Below are 23771 nucleotides of genomic sequence, written 5' to 3'. Positions count from 1 at the left end.
ATTTGCGGCGCGCTTCCCTGTCATAGCACCTGAGTCAAAGGACCTCCATGGGCAAGTCAGTTCACGACCTTCTGTATGACATTCGCCAACTGGGCGAGATGCAGTTCCGCATCATCGAAGCCGTACGAGCCGTGACGATGGAGACGATCGCCCCGCTGGAAGAAGAGGTCAAGTACGGCGGAATTCTGTTCACGTCCGGCGTTCAGTTCGGAGGGGTCTTCGCCTACAAAGAGCATGTGTCGGTCGAGTTCAGCCAAGGTGCGAAGCTCGACGACCGCTACGGCTTGCTGGAGGGAACCGGCAAAGGCCGCCGTCACCTCAAGCTGCGCAGTCTCAGCGATATCTCGGCAAAGAAGTTGGCGTTCTACCTACCGCTGGCGCTGCAGGCGGCAAGGAATTGCGCCTGACGGTTCCCCCGTTAACGAGCTACCGTGAGCGTCTAGGGAAGGCGCCTTGCGCGGATGCTGTCACGACGACCAGGCAGCGATTGAACCAGGCGCAATAGAACCCGAGCAACGCAAGTGTTCTGCTGAGGCGCCTCCCACCGCGCTGCACGCCACTCCCGACGATCTTGCTGCCCCTCGCATAGATACGGGCCGCGAAAGATGCGAGGCGCCAACGCAGCATCTGTTGGCTAACCTAGTACGAGGGTGCTTGAACAAGTGGCCTCGAAAGGCGCACCACAACCGATCGTCCTGACGTCAGCGGCCGTCCCATAGATCACACGTCGAAGTTCATCTGCGGATCGGCCGGGATGTCGTCGTCAGCCCTGTAGCCCCAGTAGCGTCCCCGCGGTGTGTTCACGCGGCCGCAAGTGGCACCCGTCCACGTCGACCCTACCGAGAGGAAAAAGACCATGCATGCTCGCAGATGTCTGTCCCTTCGCCATCTTCTTCAACTGATCACGGCGGCTGCCGTCGTGGCCGCCAGCGTCGGACTGGGCGCCGCGCCCAACGTCCCGCCGCAACACAAAGGAAAGGATGCCACGGCTCAAAAGGCCCCACCCACCATCGCTCGCCAGTGCGGTGCGATGTACCCCAACGAATACCTGCCCCCCGACTACTACATCCCGTCCTGCAACGGCGCGGCCTTCCTGATCCATCAAACCGACGGCAACGTCGTCGAGTATGTGAGCACCGGGGCGCTGTGGGACACCGGCACGTGGGGCCGGTCCACCTCGAATTTGATCATGCAGGGTGATGGCAACCTGGTCTTGTACGACAGCGGCGGTGCGCCGATCTGGTCCTCTGGCACCTGGGGGAACCCGGGCGCCTGGCTGGCGGTGCAGAACGACTGCAACCTCGTCATCTACAGCTCCACTGGGGCCCCGATCTGGGCCACCCACAGATACTGCCCGTGAAGGCATAGGCCTCCTGCACGGGGCGCAGACGATAGGCGTTGTTGCTCCCCGGCACGGCCGAAGGTCAAGCCAGTACCGGCGGTGCTCACCGCCCTTCGCTGTAGCCCCTGCAGATCGCAACCATGCGCTTCGTGCCAGCGGAGGTGCAGGGGCACTTCCTTCCGGTCCACCGCAGCACCCCGATCGTCACTCACGACTGTGACCGGAGGGGCTGTTGGCAACGTGCACCGTCACGCGGGGCACGCGCATGCCTCCATCACGCACCGCAACCTGTGTGCGCTCGATCAATAGGGGCATGTGGCGGTCGCATCAACCCAACGAACTAGGGGGGAGCCGGCGCGGCAAGGTGTCGCGATGTCACTTCTTTGGGGGATTTGCATCGGCGACAGCATGCCTAACACTGCGGCAGCCGGGGACGAACCCGGGCAACAGGACAAGGTGGCCGGCGAGGGCGGGGCACCAGGCAGAACACAAAGTGTGGACGAAAGGGTCGCAATGAATTTCACTCGACGCACGGCTTGGGCCGTGGCACTTGCGCTTCCGCTGCTGGCCGCGTGCGGCGGCGGTGGTGGTGACGGCGACGACAACCCGGCGCCGGAGACACCCGCGTCTACGGCGACCATCTCGGGCCGCCTGGTGGCCCCGGACAGCCAGACGCCGATCGCAAACGCACTCGTTTATGTCGAGGACAGCGCGGCGGCGGCGCAAGCTGCGGGCGCTGGTCGCGAGCCTGCCGCCGCTGCGGCCGAGCTGGCGTGCGGCGCACCGCCCAACGCTGCCTGGGTCGCCACCTGCACCGACGCCAACGGCAACTTCTCGCTGAAGGCCGCTGTGCCGGCCGCTCCGACGCTGGTCGTCGTCAAGGGTGCTTTCCGCCAGGAGACGGAGGTCGCGCTCACCGCCAGCGGCACCATCGAGCTGGGGGCAGTGGTGCTGAAGGCCGCTGAAACGGGCGCTCGGCTGGCAGTCGTGACCGGCTCTTACGACCGCATCCAAGATGTGCTGGCGAAGCTGGGCTACGGCGAACTTGAAGGCGGCCGGCTCAAACTGAGCACCGAGAAGTTTGCGCTGTACGACGGCGACTCCACGTTGCCCGACACCTACAAGCCGATGGACGCGCTGTTCGAGGACGGCGACAAGGACGGCAAGGCCGACATCTACAAGTACGGCGTCGTCTTCTTCAACTGCGGGCTGGAAGAGTCCGTGCTGGGCGATGCGACGAAGCTCGCCACGCTAAAGGCATATGTGGAAGCGGGCGGCCGCCTCTACGCCAGTGACCTGGCCTATGACTTCGTCGAGCAGTCGTTCCCGGCCTTCGTCAATTTCGAGGGCTCGGACGAGATCGCCAGCACTGCGCCCGAGAACCTGGACGCGGCCGAGCTGGGCGAGAGCGGCATCAGCGTCGAGGCGAGTGTCGATCCCGCCCTTGCCGCATGGTTGGGGAACGTCACGTGCGGCAGCCCGGCCGGCTCCTGCCTGACGGCTGGCGGCAAGGTGCACATCGAAGGCTTCCTGTCGGGCTGGGCTGTCATCACCGGCGCGCACCAGGAGCAGCAGTCGCAGGTCCGCACCTGGGCGTCGGGTGCAGTCACCTTCGGCGGCCAGAGCCAGCCGGTGGTGCGTCCGTTGACGGTCACCTTCCCGGTGGGCAAAGGCCGCGTGACCTACACCTCCTACCACACCGAGCCGGATGCAGGCGAGGCAGGCATGCTGCCGCAAGAACGCATCCTCCAGTTCATCGTGTTCGAGCTGTGATCGCCACCAACGCCGGGGCCTGAGCCTCGGCTGCTGTTCCGGAGGGCGGCTGTGCATTGCACGCCGCCCTGTTGGCTTTCAATCGATGTTCAGGCCGGCCTGCCCCAACACGCTGGCGCAGGCGTCGCCTCCGAGGCGCCGGGCAGATCATGCACCGCTACGCGCGAGGTCGGTCACCAGATATGGATCTGCCTTGGAAAGCGTCGCAGCGATCTCGGTGGTCGTTCTGCGCTTGGCCATCAGATCAGCCACCTCGGAAGAGGTCAGCCCCACCATCTGAAGAAACTCGACCCGTCCGTGCGGGGTCTCCATCGCGGGCAGCTGCGGATCGTGGACGAACATCAGCCCGACGATATCGGTCTGAGCATCGGCTCTAATGGGACCGTTGGCGGGAATCCAGTGACCCTCCTCGAACCACTTGCCGGACTCGAAAACGTAGCGAGCAATGTTCTGTATGAGGTTGCAGACCCAGATGGGCGGCTCGTGATCCTCCTGGCTGGGTTTCAGGCGGAACGTTAGTTCGAACCCGAAGCGGCTGAAGTCTTGCCCGACGGCCTCCTCGTCGTAGTAAAGCGCCGAGAAGCCGTAAGTGCAGAAGTGAAGGTGCGCCGCGCCACCCGCGTCGCTTTGGTAGGTACTGATACCGTCGATGGGATCCCGCCCACCCAAGAAATGCTTGATGATCGTTCCGCAGTGCTGTGGCTTTTGGTCGCCGTAGAGAGCCCGAAGGCTTGCGTCAATGGCGTCCCAGCCGGGGGCGACGTGGTTCTGCCCACCGTAGCGGGCTTTATATTCTTCCAGGGTCATGCTCTCTCCTCGATGGAGTGAGTCGAGATTCTAGTTTTCGTCACGCCGGTGAACCGGGGTGGAGAATGGCCGAGCATCTGTTGTCGTGATGGAGGGAGGCATGGCCATGGTACGAGGACGTGCTGCGCGTCGCGGTAGGGATGCGCCTGTGCTCTAGTGCCTTGGCTCGCCTCGATGCGACTGCTATCGTCCGGTATCGTCGCTATGCGAAGCCCGGTTCCTGCGCGCCTGGCCTTGTTCATGATCACTCACGCGTTCGCCTCGACCACCCAACGCCGAATCGGCAAGAGTCTGTTGGTTCTGGCTCTCTGCTTGGCGCTCCTAGCTGCGTGGCGCTGGCACGTCGAATCGGACTTTATCCGGCGCGCCTCGGTTACGCGTGGGGAGGTTGTCGAGGTGGGCAAAAAGCAGATGACGGCCAAGGTCATTTTCGCGGACAAGAACGGGCGGGTCCATACGCTGCCGCCTCCGGTTCAGACCTCCTTGCGCAAGTATCGCCCCGGGGAGCGGGTTTGGGTCTTGTTCCGCCCGGAGGATCCGACAACCGCAAAACTGAGTGAGCCGTCCCAGCTGTGGAATAGTACACATCTGTACCTCTACTTTTCGGCAGTCTCAGCAATACTGGGATTGCTCGTTTGGACGGGCATTCTCGTAGCCGGGCCCCTTAAGCAAAGACGGATTTCAGTCGGCTTGTAGCGGAACCTGTGTAGGTACTGCTGGGTCACCGAACCGCATGAGCACCGATTCTGTACGGCTTATCTGCAAGCATTCAGCGCGCTCAACAATGGGCCGAACCACGCATGCCGCTACAGCCTCTCTTGTCTTCCCAACGGGAACTGCTTATCCCATGTCGCGAATGTTCTTCATCCAGTACGAAGTCCGTCCTCTCCCCGAGCACGAGAGCTATGCAGAGATCGGTGGCGCATTTGCCAACTGCTTCGTGCTCGCGGTCTCCGCGGGTCAAGCAGAGGAACTCGCGCTTCGGCATCTTGCTGAGATTCATTGGGAGGTCGTCTCAGTAGAAGATCCGGCGCTGCCGACATCGAGGAGTGACTCCAGTGATGCAGAGTGGCTCGAGTGGTACGACGAGGCTGCTCGACATGGCGATTGCTACGTGTTTCACCAGTGGCCGAATGAACCCCAAGAAGATGATGCGGTCCACTAGCATTTGATATAGGGGCAGACACAGCATGAAGAGTTTTATGCTTGACCGCCAGGTTCTCGTGCCGCCTGAGTACGCCGAACGGTCCTGCGTCCTTGTGAAGTACCGGCTGCCTTTCCTGCAGCATTGTTTTGTGCTGTGCCATGAGCACGACTGCGGCGCGGATCCTGCCGCTACCCAGGAACTCTTTGCGTTCTTTCTGGCGCAGGCGCAACGACTGGCATTTGACGCGGTTGGGGATGCCCAGGCGTTTCCACAGCGGGTCTTCAATTCGGAAGCGGCCAAACCTCCATCTTCACGTGTTCGTGGTGCAGAGGCGCTGGCAAAAAGCTTGGGTGTACGTCGTGCTGGGTGCAAAAAACTTCGCGTTGGCTTCCTATCGCGCGCTCTGCTCGATGCTCAGCAGGCCCGTGCCTTCGCCCGCCATTGAGGGCGCAACTGCCGACACGCAAGCACTGCCCCTCATGTCGAATCACATCGGCTCCCCTGGTAAGCCAACTCACTGATGAACATCGACGTTCCGCCAGACACTTCTGCTCGTGGCACTTCGATGCCGTTGGCCGCTGTGAGGTGGGTCCGGGACGGGGACCGCGCTTTCATTCGTTCGGCGCACTCATGAAACCCAGACATGCCATCGCTAGCCTCCTAGCGTTCGTACTCGCCAACATGTGCTCTGCGGTGCATGCACAGTCGAATCAGCCCGAAAAGCTGCCGGCTGCTGCCGGGCGCCAAGTGATCGGTACCTGGAAACTACAAGACGGAACATGCACAAGAAGCATCGAGCAAATCGTTGATCGCTTTTTCATCGTGGCCCGCTGCCGTCATCCAGCTGATATTGATGGCTCGATCGGCATACCGCTCTCTCGTCTGTCGGAGCGCGCCTTCCGAAATCGGTCAGGGGTACGCTACGAGATACAAGAGGACGGTACCCTTCATGTCATCGCTAACGACATCGTCTACGACCGCGGCACCCCTCAGAAAGACCTCTGGCCGCAGTAGCTTTTGCGAGCTCGTCCCCATCCTGCAGGCGCATCGACACTACTACGAAGAATGATTCGGCTTGCAGTTTTGAATGCGATCGAATTCTTTGCCTGCTCCGATGGCGCTGCACGAGGGTGTCCACCAAGAATCTCTAGGTGGACACCCGTGCAGTCCAAACCGACGCACCGACGGCGTCACCGTCATGCGCTCTAGACGCAGGTCTTGAGCGAGTGCCGCCCGCCAGCGTCGTCGTCGTCGCCGATCGCGTCAGGCCTTGCCAGCCTTGCGACGGCGCGAGTAGAACCCGACGCCCGCGAGGCCCAGCGCCATCAAGGCGTAGGTCTCCGGCTCGGGCACTGCGGCGACCGTCACGTCCACATAGCTGTCGCCATAGGTGACGGTGTAGCGGAAGCTGCTGCCGTCCAAGCTGCTGGCGAAGTGGTCGAACCTGCCCGTCAACCCGCCCGTGGCCTCCAGGACACGGTGGGTTCCCTCCCCGAGCGCGGAGAGGAAGCTCACATAGACGTCGCCATCCAGGCTCAGGCTGCCGTCGACATACAACCCGCCCCACTCGGACACCTCGAGCGTCAGCAGGGCGTCGTCGCCCAGCGACACGTCGCCGATGAGCGCGGCGTCCTTGAGGGGGTTCCACGCCGGGCCGACGGCGAATCGACCTTCCTCCACGACGATCTTGTCCGCCGTGAGCCGGCCGTCGAGTCGCGTCTCGGCGTCCGCGCCCTGCTGCGTGTAGGTCGCGGCGTGCAGCTCGGCGGCATCGTCGATGGAAACCTTGCCCGTGTTCAATGCATCGCCAGCCACCTGCACCTCGGCGAGGCCGACGGCGTCGAGTTGGCCCTGGTTGTGCAGCTTGGCGACGACGAGCTTGGTGTTGACGATGGTGAGGTCACCGCTGCCTGTCAGGCCCGGCCCGCCGATGGTGTAGGTGCCGACCGGTTCGTCGCCGGGCCAGTTGTCGTCAATCTCGCTGGTCAACGTCACCTTGCCGTCGTTGTGCAGCCCACCACGCAAGGTGGCGCCCGGCTGTTCCTCGATGTAGATGGCCCCGCTGATGTCCAGCTGGCCCGTCTTGCCGACGTGAACCTGACCGGTGCTGTAGAGGCCCTTTTCGAAGAGGTTGAAGGACAAGCGGCCGTCGACCTCGATGCGGCCCGAGTTGTAGGTGGCGGCCAAGCGGCTCGTGCCGACGGAGGCCGACGCGCCTTGGCTCACCTTGAACAGCCCTTCGTTGCCCCAGGTGGCATTGGCGTCGCTGTAGAAGTTGAGGCTGCCTTCCCGAACTTCGATGGTCCCGCGGTTGTAGAAGCCGGCGAGGCTGTAGGTCTCGATGCCGCTCGAGCCGGCCCCGGTCTTCACCCAACGCCCGTGGTTCGTGGTGTCTCCCCACGACGTCACGCTACGGGCGCGGGTCGTGTGGTCATGAACCGTCGCGTTGGCCCCCACCGCCATACCGCCGAGCGCGCCCGAGTCGAAGCCGCCCTCGAGATAGGTGTCGCCGCGCAGGTCGAGTTTCGTGTAGTCGAACCCGACGGCGCCGCTCAAACGGGTGGTGCCATTCACGGTGATCTGGCGGACGTTCAGCTCACCGCCTCGCAGGTGCAGCGACTGGACTTCGATGTTGCCGCCGCTCAAGGAACCCCCGCTCACCGTGAGCCGGCCGGTACCCCGCACTTCGGCCGCGCGGAACGCACCGCTGCGCAGCTCCGTGTCGGCGGCGCCCAGCAGCGCGCGTGTGTCGTCGGCAGCCGGCGCACCGGCGGACCAGTTGGAAGACAAATCCCAGTACGGCTGGCCGGCGGAGCCGGTCCAGGAGGTGTCCGCGGCCTGCGCCCCGGAGGCTGCGAGCAGGTGCACTGCAACGGTGATGGCCCCGAGACGGCGAGGCGTCGGGGCGGCGAACCTGGCTTGAGCGGCGCGCTTGCGGGACGCACGGCGAATATGAGATGTGTACACGTATCACTCCTTGATGGGTTAGGCGGTGCCCGAGTTCGGCACCTTCTGCCCGGCGTTGCGCCGGAACCCAGATTGGAGGGGGCTGTTCGATGAGTGAACGGTTAAAATTGAAACGGCGTTTCGCTGGCGCCACATCGTGCCGCCGCTTACGTTTCAGCGGCACGACGATCTACATGGGGTGCATGCAGTGCGGCGGCATGGACGCGCCTGAGGCGCAGCGGTTGCGCGAGTTGGAGGCGGAGGACGCCAAGCTGTAGCAGTTGCTGGTCCAGGCACGCTGCCCCTTGCGGATCTGACCCGCGCCGCTCTAGGCCGCCGCGCCCTAGCCGTGATCCCCAACGCGATGACGCCGTGAGCGGCGCGCCGCAGCGCCGACCGCCAAGACCCAACCGGCGCCTATCAAGGCCGCCGTGCTGGGCTCGGGGACCGGTGCCAGCCACATTGTGTCGAGGTAGACGCGGTGGCGTCCCTCCAGATCGTCCGATGTGACGAGCTGGAAGGTTTCGAAGCCAAGGTCGGACACCACACCGAAGAAGCCGGTGGCGCCGTTGAGTGCGAAGCTTTGGATGTACGCCGGGTCGCCCGCCAGACCGCCCATCGACAAATAGAGCTTTGTTTGACTGGTATCGCCGAACAACTCGAAGGCAATTGCGGAGTCATAGGGGCTGTCGGTATTCGACGTGTCGATGTGCCCCCCGAAAATATTGAACATCGTGCCCGAGTAAGAGGGGGCATGGGTGATCGCATCTTGCGTCCACAGCACCTCACCGTTGCAAATGTCGGGGCCGGGCTTGCCGCAGGAGTCGAAGTGCAAGGAACCAAAATGACCTGCAACCTCTGCCCCGCCGGGTGGGCTGCCATCGAAAGTCTGCACTTCGCGTGGCACCCCTACCTCGGCGAAGTAGGCGGTCGGGCTGCGGTAGATCGTCAGCCCGGCTTCGGCAATGCTGCTGCACAACAGAAGGAACGGGGCGAGCCACAGCGCCAAGGGGAATGGCATGGGGAGGCCGATCAAGTCATTGGAATATTGACTTTAGATCGCCCCCGCATGCCTGGCCCCCGCGTCTAAGGGGTCGGCAGCCCCATCCCTCAAACCCGCACCGCTGTGCCATCACATCAAAACTTGATCGCGAGCGCCCGATGCCAGGCTGCCTCGTCGCGGGTCTGCCACCGCACGCAGGACTCCCCACAGAACCGATCTTTTCAAAACGTGCTTTGGCCCGAGTTGCCGCAGCGGCCAGTTACAAGAGGGCGTCGCAGTGCCCCACGCTCCTACTACCTTGAGCCTTATAGCAACTTCTTCCGGAGCCACCATGCGCCCGTTATGTGCCTCGCTCGCGGTCTTGTGCCTGTCGCTGTCGGATGCGGCCTTTGCTCAGCACGACGCAACCTCGCGCGTCTACCTGTCGCAGCCGCAGATCATGATCACCGACCTCGACCCCACGGACCTCTACGGTCCCGACAACGTCTTTTTGGGATCCACCAATTACGCTGGGCAAGTTTACGTGTTGCAGTACGACGGCTCACGCTGGATCTGGCCGGTGGAAGGCGAGGGATGGGATCCTACCCGCGACGACTGGCTCCCCAGGGGGGGCGCATACGGGAACCACTCAGCGCGCATCTCGGGGCCTTTCGCGAAGGACCCTTGGTCGGGCGGCGGCTTGATGCAAGGAACTTCAAGCGAGTCGAACTACATTTACTCCGGTGATTTGACCATCGGCCCAAACACTGTCAATCCCGACTATGCCAACGGCTGGATCCCACCCAATATGCGTGTCACCTTTACGGCAGACGTGAACGTTGCAGTGGCAGCAGATCCCTGTGCTTCAGAGTCCGTCTGCCCTTATGCGAGCGCATGGGCCAACCTGCGCTTGGAGGACCTGGACGGGACAACCTGGGATAAGACAGCGACCCTTAACGCTGCAGTCCAGGCGGGCGATTCGTTCAGCGACGCAAAGCAACTCTCACTCGTGCTCGACAACCGCAGCCTGGAGGGTGTCCGCGTCAACTTCTCGTGGAACTACGGTATCTATGGTTACGTCAGCCCTGTCCCCGAGCCCTCGGCGTACGCCCTGTTCTCGCTCGGAGCATTGGCGCTGGGGATGCGCAGCCTATTCGGGCAGAGGCGCCGTGCGACGTGACCGTTCAGCCTAGCCCACGCACTCGATCTCTGCCGCGCAGGTTCCGTCAGGCATTCGATGCCAGCCTGCATATCGGGCTGAAGGAGCTCCGGCCTCGCGTCCGTCGTGTTGCGGCCGCCGGAGTCGCTCAGCCAAATTGCCGGTCGTAATAGGCGAAGTAGGGCTCCGACAAATAGGCATCGTTGCCAACACCGCCGATGCCGTTCCCTTCCAGCAGCCGGTTGTCTACCCAGTCGTAGCGTGGCTGGTGGGTCGCCTCGTTTTCGAAGCCGTTGCGATAGGCGCCATAGAGGATGGCCATATCGCGCGGCGTGTGCACCGTACCACCCGCAGCCTGCTTGCGGTGACTCAACTCCGCAAGCACGATCGCGGCGGCTTCGACCGAATGGCGGCCCAGGTTCTCCGCGTCGGTCTTGAAGCTGCCGGCCCGGTCGGCGCCGGGCAAGCGGTGCTCGACCAAATAGCGGGCCGAACGCTCCACTGTGCCGGCGTGCGTCTCGGCGACGCCCGGGCCGCCCGGGTCGAGCCGATAAGCCGGGCCAAACAGCTCGCCCATCGTGTTGACCGCGACGTCCCAGGGATTGTGGTCAAAGTCGACCTCGGCCGCCAACACACCGGCCAGCAGCGCCGGGTCGATCCCGTAGCGTTTGGCCATCTCTTCGATTTCAGCGCGGTTGGCATCGACCACCCCGAGCGCGGCCGCATGGCCATTCACCGGCATGTCTTTTTCGATGCCTGTCTTGAGTGAGCTGTTGTCGCTGAAAACGCGCTTGCGCTCGTCCAGCTCCCAGCCCAACACCAGGTCCTCCACGGTGTTGCGGGCGATGTATCCATCGGCCCCGTCGCTCGCTCCATGGGCGGCATGGTCGTGCGGCACGTCGGCGCGGTAGTAGGCGTCAGGGTGGTCCAGCAGATACTGCGCCGCCTGCTTCTGTTCGGCGCTGTAGCCCGGGCCCTGCACCACGGCCTTGAGATCGTTGCGGCTGACCACTCCATCGGCCTTGCTCGGGTCTTGCTGCCGCGCGGTGTCAAAGGTCGTGAAGTCATCGCGCAGCGTGCGCAGGGCCAGCGCCTCTGCCTCGGACGTCGGGTCGGGTTGGCTGCCGGGTGTGGGGTAAGGCGTGACGGGCGACTGAGGCGCCACGGTTTGGCCCGACTGAGCGGCCGGGCCGGACCCGGGCGGCGTGGGTTGTGCGCCCGGCGATGGCAGCGGGTGCGGCGGATCATGTCGCACGGGTTGCCACGCAACGTGGCCGGAGTGGGCTGCAGTCAACTGCATGATCAGCTCCTTGATTGAACGGTGCACAAGAGAACGAACGACATCCGTTGGACGATGTCGAGCCGCACTCAAGCGATGGGTCGATCGGCGATTCTTGGCCCAATCTACTGCGGACCGCCTGTCTTTGCCACTACGGGAAACCGGGGCCGAGATGCATGTATCAGCTTCGCAGGAACCGCATCACGGTGTTACCTGCCCGGTTTCTTAAGACACCGATTTCTAAAGGATGGCGCACGGCGTCCCGCGGGCGTGTTGCCCCGCCGGAACGGGCAGAATCCGCACCCGGATTCCCGATGTGGGAGGAGGACGGTATCCCGTAGATGCCGATGTCAGGAGAGCGAGGAAGAAATGAGAATGTGGGCGACGATACGTGCAGGACTGTTGGTGTTGACCGCCGTGGTCCTAGTGGGGTGCGCGGCACCTGCGGCCAAGCGCGGGCCTGACGGCCTTGCGCTGGACTTGAAAGCCGAAGGCAGCGACGGGTTCGTGGTTCTGAAGGTCGTGTCCACCCGGCCTGTCAGCCTACTGAACCCGAAGTGGCAGAACATCGCCGTTCGTTCAACCGGAGGCCAGAACGACGAACTGAGGGACCTCACGCCGCCGTACTCGATGCTCGGCGCCAATTACGTTCCGACCGAGTCTCTCTATTTCGCGCGCCTCAAAGCGGGCGAGTACGAGGTCTCTTCGCTCGGTAGCACCGGGGCAGGGCCTGGCCTGCTGCTCGCGCTGATGATGAGCGACCACGCCTCGATGCAGAAGCGCCTGCCGCGCTTCAACGTCGAAACAGGCCGGCTCACCAACCTCGGCACCATCGTCTACGCGCCGGAACTCGACAAGGACCAGCCAGCCGATATCGTGCTGTTGAGCGGCCCTGTGGGCCAGCGCGCGGCGCTCCAGGACCTTCGGGATGAAGGTGGCACCGCGGCGTTGCCGCCCCTGGGTGGCGGCTGGGGCGCGCCGCCGGAGGAAAGCGCCGAGTCTCTGAAGCGGGCCCGGGAGATGGTGTCCATGGTCTCTCACAGGGGCTCGGCCATCAGCGGGGGTACCTTTATCGGAGGCTCCCATCTCGGGCAGATTCTCATGCGCACTGGCCCGCGGACGTGGGTTCGCGAATCGCTCGACACGCTCAACCGGGTCGTGTTCGCGACGCGCCTGGCGGACGGCACGCTGGTGGCGGGAATGGAATACGGCCGGTACCAGATCAAGCGCCCTGGCGGCACGTGGGAAGCGCACAAGATCGGGAGTGAAAAGGGGCGTGTTGTCTACATTGAACCGCGCGCTGACGGCTCGGCGCTGTTCGTGGCCGGCGATGCGAAGACGACGCGCGTCTGGCTCAAGCGTGGTGGCCTCGATCACGCCTCCGATGAAATCACCCAAGTGGCGGCATTCGGCACGCCGCCCGACTTGTTGCTCACCCTGCCCGACGCCCTGATCGTTGCCTGGAACGAAACCGGCATCCTGCGCCAGTCGGTGCACCATCGCATCGATAAAAATACGTTGAAGCTGACGACGTACAAGGAAAGCTTTTGGGTGGTGGACTGGCAGTACCGTGTCGACGGCAGCGTCGCGCTGACGCGGCAGAACGGCATGTCCGGGTACCGATCCGTGTCGCTCGACGGAGCGCGCACCTGGATCACGGCAAACGAGCCGGGTTACCTCGGCGGTTTCTGGCTCGACGCAAACAAGGGCTACGCGTTCGGAGTCTCACCGGGCTTCAGCACCGTCGACAGCCTTCTGCAGGTCACAAGCGACGGCGGGAAGACTTGGCAGCGCCAAGGTGGTCCCCTCGTGGCACCTTCCGTGGGTCAGCTGCTGCAAGTCGATGGGCAGGAGCTCGTGGCGCTCGCCGGACATGTGGTCTACTCGTCCATCGATCAGGGCGGCACCTGGCAGCGGGTCTTTCCGGTGCCGCAAGCCGGACGTTGAGCGCAGCTGCAGTCGAACACGCATGCCTGGCGCCCGACTGACCTGGCACGTCAGGGTGCCAACAACAGCACCTTGACTTGACTGGGCGCCACGCGCATGCCAGGCGCGTTGGTGCTGTTCTGAAGCGAGGTGCTGGTCAGCCTCGTGGCCGGCATGCCGCCAAACAGTACGGTGAATGCTGCCGTCAAGTGGCGACTGGGGCCCATCACCATGCCCGAGGCCACGCCCAGACCGATGCCTGCGTTGTCGCCGTTGGTCATCGGGATGCTGGTGCCGAGATGGTGTGCAGGAGCGCCCCCAAGAAGCACCTTGTACGCGGCTCCCACCGCCATCGGCGAGGCGGCGGTGTTGGGGTACGGAATCGGCGTGGGCGTCGGTGTCGGGGTGAGGCACACATCGGGGAAGGCGAAGTCGGTGCCGCCCATTTGGGTGTTGGCGAACATGTCCTGTCAGCCTACCTGGATCTGCGTGCCGTCGATCTTGACCAGTTCGCGGCTCTTGATGACTGAGTGCTGGGCGTGGATGTGCAGCATCTCGCGTGCTCGCAAGTCGATATGGCCAGCGCGCACCGACTCCAGTTCGTCTACCTGTCGGTGGTAGCCCTTCGTGTGCATCGTGTGGGTCTGGCTGACTTGGCGTAGCGAGGTCGCAGTTGTCTCCAGCCGCTCGGCCACCCACTGGGCGAATCGGCTGAAAACACCCAGCCGGTCGGTCACGATGTCGACCCGCTGGGCCTCCATCCGCAGATGGCCCGCTTTGAGGCGAAGCTGCTCGGCGCCGGCCAGGTCAACGCCGCCAGTCGCCCGCACTGCCAGGTGGCCTTGCACGGCCCATGTGGTATCACGATCGCTGCTGAGAACGAGTGGCTCTGCGGAGCTCCGCGCCAGCACCGCCAGCACGTAGACGTTCGTTCCATGGGACGCAAGCAGCACCACGTCGCCGACCGCCGGCAGCGTCAGGCAGGAGGTGGCCAGGCGCGCTCGACACAGGCCGCTCGGCGTGGAGACGGTCATGCTGCGTTCGGCCTGCTCCGGCGGGCGCTCCACTTCGCCGACTTGCTGGATCACACCTCGGGTGAGTTCGGAAGAGGCCCCTGTCTGCCTGCCGGTACCGGTTGTGGCCTGCTCGTCGTCCGGCCTGTCCACCGGCACATGCGTTTGCTGATTCATCTGCGCTTCTCCTATGCGGTGGCATTCCGCTCTACTTTCCGGTGCACCATGATTCGGCGGTCACGGTTTCGGGGTCGTCAGGCGCGGCGTGGGTTCGGTCCAGCCCTCGCGTCTGCTCGGCGTGGACCCCGCGCAAGCCGGCACGGAACAGGTCAGCGCCGTCAAACTCGCTGCCGGTCAGCACGGCGTGTGCGAGGTCTGCATAGCTGAGGTTGGCACCATCAAAGTGGCAGGCCTCGAAGCGGCAACGCTGCAGCACCGATTCCCTCATCATGGCGCGCGAGAAGCGGGCCTGCTGTGCCTGCGCGCCGTTCCAGACGGATTGCGGCAGGCGAGCGCCGGAGAAGTCGGCACCTGAGAGTTGCGCTTCCAGCCACAGAGTCTGTGGCGCGTCGACCGCCTGCAGACTAGCCTGTTCGAGCAACGCTCCCTTGAAGTTGCAATTCGTCAGGCGCGCGCCGCTGAGATCGGCGCCCGACAAGTCCGCCTCCATGAACTGCGAGCGGCTCCACTGCGCGTCGGCCCATGCCTGTCCGGCCAGTTTGCACATTGCGAACACGCACTTGTCTCCGCCCGGCGTGCCAAAACGCGCCGTGCGCAGGTCTGCCTGATAGAAGACGATCCCGTTCAGCTTCGCGTCCTGCAGCACGGTGTTGACGAAGCGGCACTCGATGAAGGAAGCCTGTTCCAACTTGGCCGCCGAGAGATCGGCGTCGGCGAAGTCGCTGGTCGCCAAGTTGGCGAATTCCAGATCGGCGCCGGACCAGCAGGAGCGCTCGAACACCGACTCGGTAAAGGACGTGCTCGGCGCGTACATCCCGCTCAGGTCCGCGCCGACGGCATTGCATCGGTGCACGGTCGCCAAGTGCAAATTGGCCTGCCGCAATGAGGCGCCAGCCAGGTCGCATTCGACAAAGGAAGTCTCGCGCAGCACCGCGGCCGACAGGTCGCAGCCGGAGAAATCACTGCGTATGAAGACCGCTCCGGACAGGTCAAGGCCCGCGAGTGACAGCCCGCACAACGAGGTGTCGACGATCGGCTCGCTCTCGGCAATCTTGGCCTTTAGTTGCTCGATGTCCACGCGGCAGTCTTTCAACTGTGGGGGGTGTCCGGCGGGAGCACCTTGTGCGCTGGCAGCGCGCGCGCCTTGGCGGTGTAGGCGCCGTCCCAACGGGTATGTCGGTCGACATCTATACGGGCCACGTCGGCCGAGAACAGATTGCTCTTGCTCAGGTCCGCCCCCTGCAGTTGGGCATGCTGCAGGATCGCGTGCATCAGGTTGGCGCCGATGAAGCGGCAGACCTGCAGGCCGGCCTTCGTCAGCAAGGCCTCACGCAAGCTGGCCCCGGTGAAGTCGGCCCCCGCGCAGCGGCTCTCGCCCAAGTCGGCACCGTCGAGGCAGCAGTGCTGAAAGTCGGCACCCTCCAAGGCGAGTCCTCGCAAGCTGGCGCGCCGCAGGCTCGCGCTTTTGAAGCTTGCGTGGCGCAGCGTGCACCGCAGCACAAAGCGCACGTTGTCGGCTGCGGCGCCGTCGAACACCCCGGCATCGAGGTCGCATGCAACGAAATCCGCCGAGGCGAGCTGAGCCTGCTCGAACCGCGCCGCGGCCGCGTCACACTTGACAAAAGAGGCGTTGTCGAGCCGTGCGCCGGTGAAAGACGCTCCGCCCAGCTGGCACTGCAGCAGCAGCAGTTTCTCCAGCCGGGCCGACACCAGCTGGGCGCCGCGCAGGTCCGTCTCGATCAAGCTCGCCCCGTCGAACTCGCATTCGTTGAGGTTGGCCTGCGCGAGCACCGCGTTTGTCAGGTTCGCCTCGCGGAAGCTGCTTCGCAAACACATTGCGCCGCTCAAATCACTCTTGCCCAGATTGGCCTCGACGAAACTGGCCTCCTGCAACTGCGCCTCGGTGAAGCGAGCATGTGCGAGGGAGGCCTGGTCGAAGCAGGCTCCGGTGAGCGTGGCGCCCGTGAAGTCGGCACCTTCCAAGCGAGCCGTACTGAAGTCGGCGCCCGACAAATCCATCTGCCGGAAGTCCGCCCCTTGTCGTGTGATGCCGGCAAAGCTCTTGCCCTCGGCGTGCGATTGGCGCGTGCTGTGGCGCCAGTGCTCGGCCGTCTGGGCGTCCACGCGAGCAGGCGCCTCAAGCACGTGTGCAGCTGCGCGCAGCAGGGGCTGCATCGCCTCGTCGCTGTGCGCAGCCTGCTTGCGCATCTCGGGTGTGATGATGGCGCTGCCGTCGGGCCAGCGCTCAAGTGGCGTGGGCAAGCAGCGGAGCGTGCGCTCCATATCGTCCAAGGCCTCCGTCAGGCTTGGCACGGCGATATCACGCGGACACGCGGTGCCGGGGAGCTGGCGAAACGGCGCCAGCACAGACGGGTCGACGCCGTTGCTGCTCAGGGCTTCCTCCACCTCACTCAGCACCGTCTCGTGTGCCTGCTGCATCAGTTGATCGAAGCCCGTGCCGTTCGGCGCGGAGATCTGCCGCGCCAGCGCGATCAGCGACGGCATGTCGCTCGGCACGCCGGCCGAGAGATCGGGCGCTCCGACGAGCTTGAGGGCCCGAGCTTGCTGCTGCCTGGCGCTTTCGAGCGCCTCGTCGCCCAGCGCGCGCTGTAGCTCGCATTCGAGGCGGGCGGTCTCGCTCTTCATCCGGGCTTGATGGCGCTGCCATCCGATGTCCGACCCTTGCATCAAGGCCTGGAAGCGCGCCAGCGACTCGTTCGGCACCGCCAGGCCGGCTGGCAGCAGGTCTGCATCGTCGAGCGCGCGAAGGCCGCCGTGTTGCTCGTCCAGCCGGTCGGCCATGGCCTGCAGGTAATGTTCAGGGGCCCGGGGCTGGCCGATCCACTCAGCCCCCACGCACATCAGCTCGACCTGATCGGCGAACTCGTCGGTCACTGGCATCAGGGCATGCCAGATCAGCGCCGCGCGCAGCTGGTTGGGAAAGAACCAGACGGTGGTCAGGCGGGTCTCGAGGAAACGCCCAGTGTCCGCAGCCATGTTCTTGTCACGCACCACCACCACCGGGCGAATGCCGGGGAGACGGCCGAGGATGCGAGGCTGCCCGGGATGCAGGTGGATCAGCTCCAGTTGCTCATCACCGACGAACTCGTCCGGCTGCCATTGGTCCTCGCTGGCGAGGCAAAAGTAGCGCCAGTCCAGGTCGGCGGGTGTGCCGGGGAAGTCCTGCTGCAGCCAGGCTTCATCGTAGCTGCCGTCGAAACGCTTGCGCTGGGCAGACATCGGGCCGAGCGGCGCAAAGCTTGCCGGCTCGACGGCGCGATGCGGCTTCACGCTCGGCCTCGCCGGGTACTCGACCTGGGGGAGCAGGTGCAGAGGCCCATCCGGCCTCTGCAGCGGCGCATGTCCCCGGCCCTGAGGGTTGGGATCGAACTGCGGCCCGCCATAGGCTTGTTCCCAGCCGAGCGGCATCTCGACAAAGGGCTGCGGCGCGGTCCACGTGTCGCCCGCCCAGCAGCGGGCGCCGAACACGTGCAAGTCCTTGCTCAACCCGCCCAGTCTGACGCTGACCTTCAGACCTTGCACGGGCTTGCCGCCCGGCGCGAAGGCGCTGCCCGTCACCAGGTATTCGGCGCCCAACTTCGGCACCGCGACATCCAGCGGTGTGTCGCCCAGCAACGGGGGCACCAGCTGCCACAGCTCAACCTCCGGCAGCAGTGCAGGTTCACCGCCCAGCGGGATGAAGCCGACCACGGAAACGCCCAGATAGGCCCGCCGCTGGCGCTCGAAGCAGCGGTGCAGTACCGACAGGGACTGCGGCTTGAAGATCCTCATGCGTCGTCCCTATTCAGGAGGGCGCGCCCAGGGCTCGTCGAAGACGAAGGTGTCGGGGTTCTGCGGGTCGAGACGCACCCGCAGAACCCCGCCCGGCAGGAACAGAGCGGCGGCCTGCACCGGCACCACCGCCTCGACCGCCAGATCCCGCTCGGCCGTTCCTTCCTCGCGCACCTTCAGCTTGAGCGCCAGCTCGGGGTTGTTGTTGATCCAGGTGCCGGTCTGCGTCGCGGAGACGACCACTACCGTCGCTGGCCTGCCGGTTGTGCGGATGCGCTCATCGTTACGGCGGCTGCGAAGCGTTTCATAGCCGAGAAACGCGAAGATCAGCACGGTGACGATGACAGCGACGGCGAAGGCCGGTTCAATTTCCATCTTAACTAATGATGAATGCGCCATACTTTCCCATCCAAATGGCGGCATCTACGTAGGCGGCAGTGGCGACCTTCTTGACTTCTAGAGCCGCACTGGACTGGCGAATCACGTTGACCACTTTGTCGACCTTGGCCACGTCGTGTTTAAAGCCAACAGCGACCAGGCTGACGCCCCTGCCCTCGAAGTTCGCGCCCCTAACTTCGACGTTCATCAACGTCGCCTTGGCCGCCAAGCCTGTCACCCGGTAGTCCGTCTGCTTGAACCAGGTGTCCTTGGGCGTGACGCCCGTGACCGAGGCTCCGCCGACGAGGTTGAGTGCAGGTGCATTGATCGTGACGCCACCGACGGCCGTCACGAAGCAAGGGCCCGTGGTAGAGGTGAGGTCGATGCCGTTGGTGGCCGACACCGTGTACTTCAGCGGTGTGGTCACACCAATGCCTGAGCTCGCGTATTGGTCGATCTTGCCGATCACGTCTTCCTTGACGTCGCCGGTGATGTGGTTGATCTGGCCGCCATCCGACACGGTATGGTGCTCGCCGCCGCGTACGGTCGTCCTCAGGCCATTGAAGATGTCCTCGATCTCGCCGCCCTCGATACGCCGGCGGCTGACCTGATCGACCTTCAAGTTGCGTTGCGCGCCCTTCACATGCTCGTGGCGCTCCTGGTCCACCGTGAGGCGATCGGTGCCATGGATGTCGGTTTTGCGGTCGTTTCCGACGTCGCGGAGCTCGTCGAGTTCGACCTCGGTACGCAGTTGGCGCTCGGCATGCAGGAAGATCTCTTCCTGCCCCTTCTTGTCTTCGAAGTGCAGTTCATTCGCGGTACTCGTCGAGCCGCCCGGAGTGGAGCGAGTCACGATGCCGGTGCGCGCCTCGTGCTCGGTCAGGGCCCAGGGTGGCATGTGCTCTTTGTTGTAGACACGTCCCGTCACCACCGGACCATCCGGGTCACCTTCGAGGAAGTCCACGATGACTTCCTCCCCCACCCGGGGAACTGCCATCATGCCGAAGCTCCTGCCGGCCCAGGGGTGCGAAACGCGTATCCAGCAGGAGCTGTTGCCGTCCCCGTTGCTGTAACGGTCCCAATGGAAGCGAACCTTGACGCGGCCCTGGGCGTCGGTGTGGATCTCCTTGCCGGCCGGCCCCACCACCACTGCCGTCTGCGGTCCCTGGACGATCGGTTTGCGCGTCAGTCTGGCAGGCCGAAACGGCTGGTGACTCGGAAGTGCGGTGAAGCGGCAGGAGAAGCGTGTCCCCTCGCCGTCGCCCGACTCGTAGTCTTCACCTTCCATCTGATACTCGGACGCCAGTACCAGGTACTCACGGTTCTGGTCTTGACGTGGCTGCCGAATCAGGTTGAACAGGTAGCCGGTGCACAGGCCTCGCGAGTTCGTTGCGGCCTGGACACGCTCGTAGCAGGCCTGCAGTTCCTCTATGCGGACGCGTGCATAGTCCTGCCCCTCCTCAGGCGTCAAATGTTTGTCCGGGTAGTCGTAAACCTCGTATCCGGCGTGCGAATGCGCCCGAGCCACCGTTTCACTCGACCCGAGCTGCACACGGGGCTTCTCGGGGTCGTAGTTATCGTGCACGTAGCGGCCCGGCTGTATCTCTCGGTCGAAGCGCCACTCGCCGATATGCTCGGTCTCGGCTCTTGAGGCGCGCTCGTGGGGCAGGTAAGGAATCTGTTCGAATCCCGCGTAGCGGAGGTGCGCGCTCATGTCGTCGGTCAGCACCAGCGTGTGCCGGTCGGCTTCGTGACGGAAGTAGTAGTAGATCCCCTCATGCTCCATCAAACGGCTGACGAAGTTGAAGTCGCTCTCGCGGTACTGCACGCAGTAATCCCACTGGCGGTAAGCGCCGCTCAGCTCGAAGCTGGTGCTCGCGACATCGCCATGCGTGTGAAACACCTGCTTGAGGATGTCGGGCACCTTCATCTTCTGAAAGATGCGGCAGTTCGCTGTGCGCGTGAGAAACCAGAGCCAGGGCCGCATCGTCAGGCGGTAGAGGTGAAGCCGGCCATGGAAGCCGACCTGAGCGAAGCGGGTCGCGTGCCCGCTGAGGTAGCGATAGCCACCCGCTGGCAGCTCGATCTGCACGGCGATCCTCTGGCCTAGGATCTGGTCGGGATCGAGATCCTCCCGTTCACCCAGCGCGTCGATCTCGAACTCGCTCAAGCGCGCCAGTTCCTCGCGTCCGACCAGTCGGTGGAACTTCAACACCTCGGAACCGAGCGGCGTGACGAGTTGGAAGGTCCTGGTCATCATGTGTCGAAGGCTCCAGGTGAGGTGGGCCGCCGCGCAAGGCGATTGGTACAGACGTCATGCTAGGGAACACGGGCCACGGTCAACACCCCCTACTACTAGGGCTGTCAAGCCTGTCAGGGAACTTCAGCAGAGAAGAATCGCGTTCACCTTGAAGCAATTGCGAACGTTGCGCGGCCCACCCGCCGTGATGAGCGTTGCCCACCCACGCATTGACACTGGCTGGCATTGGGGTGGCCTCTCATTGTGGGCGGCAGGTACGCGTTCAACGGCTGGGACGCCTGGAACCTGCCCACCAGGAATGGCTACAAGGTGATCGACATCGCGTCCGTGAAAGACCGCTTCAGCTCGGTTCCCACCGACAAGACGGAACTGGACCTGCTGGTGTACAGCCCAAGGAGGTCGGGTTCACAGACGACCTTGCCGCAAGAGTACGAAGTGCTCAAGCTCAAGATCACGCAGAACGCCGAGGCGCGGTGAACCCTAACCAGGCAACGACGCTAACCGGTCGTTGCGCGAGCAGCGGTTTCAGATATCACCTCCAGTGCCCATCGCACCGGACCGAGCGCGGTGCGCACTCGGCGCGCTGCGGCGTCAGTCCGAGGGACGCCACAGCTGCCCAGTGCCCGGGGGCATGCGGCCATCACGCTCGATCGCGAAGGGCACCGCACGCACCACCCGGCCCGCACGGCACACCACGATGGTCGAACGAGTCTGGCCCCAGCGTTCGTGGATGCGCTCGAGCGCCGTCCGGTCGGCCGCCGTCGCCCCTTGAGCGATGCGTTCCTGCGCGGTGCCCATCTCCAGCGGGTGAGTGTGGGCCACCCATTCGAAGCGCTCGATCCCGCTCTCGCGGTCGGGGACGAACACGGTGGCCGCCGCCACGCCGCCGTGGGAGACATAGATCATGGGGATCCCGTCCATGCGCATCAGGCACACCTCGACATCGCCGCTGCGGTGGGTGGTGGCGGCAAGCTGCGCGTCGGTGATGGCGCGCCGCTGCCGGAACAGGTAGAGGTGGCCGTGCAGGCCGGCGAAGACCGGTCGGGTGGCCCAATGGATACGGCCACGGAACCGAGGCGTGTTGCCCAGGGACTCATACAACTCTTCTGCGGTGAAGCTCATTGCGTGGTCCTTTACGCTTGACCTCGGCGCTGTTGATGCCAGCTGGCACGACGTGCAAGTTGCTGCCAGCAGATCGCCTTCGGCAAGTGTAGAGAAGCGACGCTGCATTCCGATGCCCCCCGGACGGGGGGCAGTTTGGGGGCGACGTGCTGCAGAGCGCCTATGCCCGCCTCGAGCGGCTCATACGGAGCCGAGCCACACGAGCGCATCGGGCCGTTGCACGAAGGCGCGGAACTGCGGCCCGCGGCGCGCTTCCAGCAGGTACTCGCGAAACCGCTCCGGGTAGGCACGGTCCGGCGGGAACACGCCGGCCACGCGCAGCCGGTAGTTCACCAGCTTCTGGATGAACTCGCCGGCGAAACCCGTGCTCAGCTCGAAGAACGACGGCGGCAACGCGCTCGCCTGCAGCAGCACCCGGTCGGTGTCGTGTTCGCCGCAGGCGGCGATCAAGCTCAGCGCGTCACCCACTGTCTCGACGCCTCCCAGGCACTCGATCAATGGCGGCGACATGTCCGCATCAACGGAATAGTCCATGCAAATTGCCCTCTTGGATGGTTGCGCCGGGCATTTCGAGGATGCTGGCGCGGCAGCGGCTTGATCTCGAGCAGCGAGACCCGATCCCGTCTGAAGACGATGTGCTCGACGTGGCTCGGGCCTGGAGCATGGACCCACGTGAGCTGGAGCAGAAGACCGACTCGCCGGGCGTCGGGCTCATCGTACGTTTGATGTGAAAGTTTCTGCCTGTTGCGACGTGGACCCATCGCTTTTGCCATAGACAGGGCGCCTGAAGACTGTCGCCCTGTCAGTGTCCCGTGAGCGCGGGGAGCGCCCGCGCCCACGGGAGCGAGCGCGCCTGCGACTAGGCGCCCCGGCGACGCCGGGCAAAGCCCACCGCGGCGAGCCCGAGGCCCATCAGTGCGTAAGTCCCGGGTTCCGGAACAGGCGAGATGTTGCCAAGCGCCAGCCCTTGAGACATGGTGAATCGGGCGAACTGCGCCTGGTCCGTCTGATTCTCCAGGTGCAGCGAGAACGATTGCGTCACGTCGCGGGTGCCGACGAAGTCCCAGGGCAGGCCTTCGAACTCGGTGAGGGAGGTCGACCAGTCGCGGGTATCGGTTTCGTGGAACCTGAAGGTCATCCAGTTGTGCGGAAAATCGCCGGACCCGAGGCACGTCATCCCGGCCGGTTGGGCACATTCAAGTGACAGTGTCACGGTGCCCGTGATGGTGACCGAGGTCATCGGGGCGACCCGAATGCCGTCGAGGCTCGTGATGGCCGTCCTCGTGAAGTGGGCGTAGTCCCCCTCGCCGCTGCCAGTCGTCCGCATGCCGTCCGCCGATGCGGTGAGGGTGGTGGTGGAGCTCCCGCGGGAGTCCGTGTCAACGAGGGGTTGGAACGCTGCCGCCTCCTCGAACTCATCATCGTGCCAGTGGCCACCGTAGTAGAACTCCGAGCGACTGTACAAGCTGCCCGACTCGGTGAATTCGAGTGAAGGTGCTTGGCCGTCGTCGGGGGCCAGGTCCCCGGTGATGAAACGGATGCCGCTGACCTCCACCGACCCGGCGTAGGTCGGCGCGGCGTGGACGGACGGCACCATCGAAGACAGAAAAGCGGCGGCCGCGAGGGCCGTCCAGCGGGACACGTTGTGCATAAGGCTTCCTGAGT

23 protein-coding genes and 1 pseudogene are annotated in these 23771 nt (G+C 64.4%); 10 read left to right on the top strand and 14 right to left on the bottom strand.

Going from position 1 to position 23771, the window contains the following annotated elements; genetic code table 11:
* Window positions 1-47 precede the first annotated feature (47 nt).
* Window positions 48-407, top strand: coding sequence for a DUF1801 domain-containing protein (locus tag AAW51_RS26115; RefSeq protein WP_047196958.1), 360 nt, complete (start codon window positions 48-50; stop codon window positions 405-407).
* Window positions 408-720: 313 nt separating this feature from the next.
* Here the strand turns inward: AAW51_RS26115 and AAW51_RS30255 are convergent, their stop codons facing one another.
* A complete protein-coding gene (locus tag AAW51_RS30255; protein ID WP_157360056.1) occupies window positions 721-858 on the bottom strand; it encodes a hypothetical protein in 138 nt (45 codons plus the stop codon).
* Between the two features lie 172 nt (window positions 859-1030).
* Between AAW51_RS30255 and AAW51_RS26110 the strand changes: the two genes are divergently transcribed.
* Window positions 1031-1360, top strand: coding sequence for a lectin (locus AAW51_RS26110; RefSeq protein ID WP_169788085.1), 330 nt, complete (start codon window positions 1031-1033; stop codon window positions 1358-1360).
* 525 nt (window positions 1361-1885) lie between these two features.
* Window positions 1886-3115, top strand: a complete 1230-nt coding sequence (locus AAW51_RS26105; protein ID WP_157360055.1) for a hypothetical protein — start codon at window positions 1886-1888, stop codon at window positions 3113-3115.
* A 147-nt stretch (window positions 3116-3262) separates the two neighbouring features.
* Here AAW51_RS26105 and AAW51_RS26100 read toward each other — a convergent pair whose 3' ends face one another.
* A complete protein-coding gene (locus tag AAW51_RS26100; RefSeq protein WP_047196956.1) occupies window positions 3263-3922 on the bottom strand; it encodes a suppressor of fused domain protein in 660 nt (219 codons plus the stop codon).
* 733 nt (window positions 3923-4655) lie between these two features.
* On the opposite strand from AAW51_RS26100, the gene AAW51_RS30250 reads away from it, so the two are divergent.
* The 3 genes from AAW51_RS30250 (at window position 4656) to AAW51_RS30240 (ending at window position 6083) form a co-directional block, all read left to right on the top strand.
* On the top strand, window positions 4656-5087 hold the full coding sequence (locus AAW51_RS30250) for a hypothetical protein (RefSeq protein WP_157360053.1): 432 nt from the start codon (window positions 4656-4658) through the stop codon (window positions 5085-5087).
* Window positions 5088-5112: 25 nt separating this feature from the next.
* Window positions 5113-5514, top strand: coding sequence for a hypothetical protein (locus AAW51_RS30245; RefSeq protein WP_157360052.1), 402 nt, complete (start codon window positions 5113-5115; stop codon window positions 5512-5514).
* Between the two features lie 185 nt (window positions 5515-5699).
* Window positions 5700-6083: a hypothetical protein gene (locus tag AAW51_RS30240; protein ID WP_157360051.1), complete on the top strand. Its 384-nt coding sequence runs from the start codon at window positions 5700-5702 to the stop codon at window positions 6081-6083.
* A gap of 249 nt (window positions 6084-6332) precedes the next feature.
* On the opposite strand, the pseudogene AAW51_RS31420 reads toward AAW51_RS30240, so the two are convergent.
* Window positions 6333-6437 (bottom strand): annotated as a pseudogene (locus tag AAW51_RS31420) (PEP-CTERM sorting domain-containing protein); the annotation flags it as partial.
* A gap of 1688 nt (window positions 6438-8125) precedes the next feature.
* Between AAW51_RS31420 and AAW51_RS30235 the strand changes: the two are divergent.
* Entirely contained in the window at window positions 8126-8293 is a 168-nt protein-coding gene (locus AAW51_RS30235) for a hypothetical protein (RefSeq protein ID WP_157360050.1), read from the top strand.
* A gap of 65 nt (window positions 8294-8358) precedes the next feature.
* Here the strand turns inward: AAW51_RS30235 and AAW51_RS26085 are convergent, their stop codons facing one another.
* On the bottom strand, window positions 8359-9036 hold the full coding sequence (locus AAW51_RS26085; protein WP_157360049.1) for a PEP-CTERM sorting domain-containing protein: 678 nt from the start codon (window positions 9034-9036) through the stop codon (window positions 8359-8361).
* Between the two features lie 313 nt (window positions 9037-9349).
* On the opposite strand from AAW51_RS26085, the gene AAW51_RS26080 reads away from it, so the two are divergent.
* Window positions 9350-10177: a PEP-CTERM sorting domain-containing protein gene (locus AAW51_RS26080; protein WP_047196952.1), complete on the top strand. Its 828-nt coding sequence runs from the start codon at window positions 9350-9352 to the stop codon at window positions 10175-10177.
* A gap of 127 nt (window positions 10178-10304) precedes the next feature.
* Here AAW51_RS26080 and AAW51_RS26075 read toward each other — a convergent pair whose 3' ends face one another.
* On the bottom strand, window positions 10305-11456 hold the full coding sequence (locus tag AAW51_RS26075) for a lysozyme family protein (RefSeq protein ID WP_047196951.1): 1152 nt from the start codon (window positions 11454-11456) through the stop codon (window positions 10305-10307).
* Window positions 11457-11843: 387 nt separating this feature from the next.
* Here AAW51_RS26075 and AAW51_RS26070 point away from each other — a divergent pair, with 387 nt between their 5' ends.
* Window positions 11844-13382 (top strand): WD40/YVTN/BNR-like repeat-containing protein, encoded by a 1539-nt coding sequence (locus tag AAW51_RS26070; RefSeq protein ID WP_157360048.1) that lies wholly within the window; start codon window positions 11844-11846, stop codon window positions 13380-13382.
* A gap of 50 nt (window positions 13383-13432) precedes the next feature.
* Here AAW51_RS26070 and AAW51_RS26065 read toward each other — a convergent pair whose 3' ends face one another.
* The 6 genes from AAW51_RS26065 to AAW51_RS26040 are packed head-to-tail and all read right to left on the bottom strand — an operon-like array spanning window position 13433 to window position 20984.
* Window positions 13433-13825: a DUF4150 domain-containing protein gene (locus AAW51_RS26065; RefSeq protein WP_047196949.1), complete on the bottom strand. Its 393-nt coding sequence runs from the start codon at window positions 13823-13825 to the stop codon at window positions 13433-13435.
* Window positions 13826-13831: 6 nt separating this feature from the next.
* Entirely contained in the window at window positions 13832-14551 is a 720-nt protein-coding gene (locus tag AAW51_RS26060; protein ID WP_047196948.1) for a DUF3540 domain-containing protein, read from the bottom strand.
* A gap of 31 nt (window positions 14552-14582) precedes the next feature.
* The gene (locus tag AAW51_RS26055; RefSeq protein WP_047196947.1) at window positions 14583-15632 is read right to left on the bottom strand and encodes a pentapeptide repeat-containing protein; all 1050 of its coding nucleotides are present in this window, start codon (window positions 15630-15632) and stop codon (window positions 14583-14585) included.
* Window positions 15633-15643: 11 nt separating this feature from the next.
* Window positions 15644-18346, bottom strand: a complete 2703-nt coding sequence (locus tag AAW51_RS28600; RefSeq protein WP_053013923.1) for a DUF2169 family type VI secretion system accessory protein — start codon at window positions 18344-18346, stop codon at window positions 15644-15646.
* A 9-nt stretch (window positions 18347-18355) separates the two neighbouring features.
* Window positions 18356-18721, bottom strand: coding sequence for a hypothetical protein (locus AAW51_RS26045; protein WP_047196946.1), 366 nt, complete (start codon window positions 18719-18721; stop codon window positions 18356-18358).
* 1 nt (window position 18722) lies between these two features.
* Window positions 18723-20984 carry a type VI secretion system Vgr family protein gene (locus tag AAW51_RS26040; RefSeq protein WP_053013922.1) on the bottom strand — a complete coding sequence of 754 codons (2262 nt, stop codon included), beginning with the start codon at window positions 20982-20984 and terminating at the stop codon, window positions 18723-18725.
* A gap of 243 nt (window positions 20985-21227) precedes the next feature.
* On the opposite strand from AAW51_RS26040, the gene AAW51_RS26035 reads away from it, so the two are divergent.
* Window positions 21228-21461 (top strand): hypothetical protein, encoded by a 234-nt coding sequence (locus AAW51_RS26035; RefSeq protein ID WP_047196945.1) that lies wholly within the window; start codon window positions 21228-21230, stop codon window positions 21459-21461.
* A gap of 114 nt (window positions 21462-21575) precedes the next feature.
* Here AAW51_RS26035 and AAW51_RS26030 read toward each other — a convergent pair whose 3' ends face one another.
* From AAW51_RS26030 to AAW51_RS26015, 3 genes are all read right to left on the bottom strand, one after another.
* Window positions 21576-22106: a hypothetical protein gene (locus tag AAW51_RS26030; RefSeq protein ID WP_047196944.1), complete on the bottom strand. Its 531-nt coding sequence runs from the start codon at window positions 22104-22106 to the stop codon at window positions 21576-21578.
* Window positions 22107-22286: 180 nt separating this feature from the next.
* Window positions 22287-22640: a DUF4180 domain-containing protein gene (locus tag AAW51_RS26025; protein ID WP_047196943.1), complete on the bottom strand. Its 354-nt coding sequence runs from the start codon at window positions 22638-22640 to the stop codon at window positions 22287-22289.
* Between the two features lie 325 nt (window positions 22641-22965).
* The gene (locus tag AAW51_RS26015) at window positions 22966-23757 is read right to left on the bottom strand and encodes a PEP-CTERM sorting domain-containing protein (RefSeq protein WP_047196941.1); all 792 of its coding nucleotides are present in this window, start codon (window positions 23755-23757) and stop codon (window positions 22966-22968) included.
* Window positions 23758-23771 lie beyond the last annotated feature (14 nt).

The sequence above is a fragment of the Caldimonas brevitalea genome, from assembly GCF_001017435.1.
Taxonomy (GTDB): Bacteria; Pseudomonadota; Gammaproteobacteria; order Burkholderiales; family Burkholderiaceae_C; genus Caldimonas; species Caldimonas brevitalea.
This window is presented reverse-complemented; position numbering and strand designations above follow the sequence as displayed.

Coding starts and splice junctions, on each gene's coding strand:
- AAW51_RS26115 (WP_047196958.1), top strand. CDS start 48: ATGGGCAAGTCAGTTCACGACCTTCTGTATGACATTCGCCAACTGGGC.
- AAW51_RS30255 (WP_157360056.1), bottom strand. CDS start 858: ATGGTCTTTTTCCTCTCGGTAGGGTCGACGTGGACGGGTGCCACTTGC.
- AAW51_RS26110 (WP_169788085.1), top strand. CDS start 1,031: ATGTACCCCAACGAATACCTGCCCCCCGACTACTACATCCCGTCCTGC.
- AAW51_RS26100 (WP_047196956.1), bottom strand. CDS start 3,922: ATGACCCTGGAAGAATATAAAGCCCGCTACGGTGGGCAGAACCACGTC.
- AAW51_RS30250 (WP_157360053.1), top strand. CDS start 4,656: ATGAGCACCGATTCTGTACGGCTTATCTGCAAGCATTCAGCGCGCTCA.
- AAW51_RS30245 (WP_157360052.1), top strand. CDS start 5,113: ATGAAGAGTTTTATGCTTGACCGCCAGGTTCTCGTGCCGCCTGAGTAC.
- AAW51_RS30240 (WP_157360051.1), top strand. CDS start 5,700: ATGAAACCCAGACATGCCATCGCTAGCCTCCTAGCGTTCGTACTCGCC.
- AAW51_RS30235 (WP_157360050.1), top strand. CDS start 8,126: ATGAGTGAACGGTTAAAATTGAAACGGCGTTTCGCTGGCGCCACATCG.
- AAW51_RS26085 (WP_157360049.1), bottom strand. CDS start 9,036: ATGCCATTCCCCTTGGCGCTGTGGCTCGCCCCGTTCCTTCTGTTGTGC.
- AAW51_RS26080 (WP_047196952.1), top strand. CDS start 9,350: ATGCGCCCGTTATGTGCCTCGCTCGCGGTCTTGTGCCTGTCGCTGTCG.
- AAW51_RS26075 (WP_047196951.1), bottom strand. CDS start 11,456: ATGCAGTTGACTGCAGCCCACTCCGGCCACGTTGCGTGGCAACCCGTG.
- AAW51_RS26065 (WP_047196949.1), bottom strand. CDS start 13,825: ATGTTCGCCAACACCCAAATGGGCGGCACCGACTTCGCCTTCCCCGAT.
- AAW51_RS26060 (WP_047196948.1), bottom strand. CDS start 14,551: ATGAATCAGCAAACGCATGTGCCGGTGGACAGGCCGGACGACGAGCAG.
- AAW51_RS28600 (WP_053013923.1), bottom strand. CDS start 18,346: ATGAGGATCTTCAAGCCGCAGTCCCTGTCGGTACTGCACCGCTGCTTC.
- AAW51_RS26045 (WP_047196946.1), bottom strand. CDS start 18,721: ATGGAAATTGAACCGGCCTTCGCCGTCGCTGTCATCGTCACCGTGCTG.
- AAW51_RS26040 (WP_053013922.1), bottom strand. CDS start 20,984: ATGATGACCAGGACCTTCCAACTCGTCACGCCGCTCGGTTCCGAGGTG.
- AAW51_RS26030 (WP_047196944.1), bottom strand. CDS start 22,106: ATGAGCTTCACCGCAGAAGAGTTGTATGAGTCCCTGGGCAACACGCCT.
- AAW51_RS26025 (WP_047196943.1), bottom strand. CDS start 22,640: ATGGACTATTCCGTTGATGCGGACATGTCGCCGCCATTGATCGAGTGC.
- AAW51_RS26015 (WP_047196941.1), bottom strand. CDS start 23,757: ATGCACAACGTGTCCCGCTGGACGGCCCTCGCGGCCGCCGCTTTTCTG.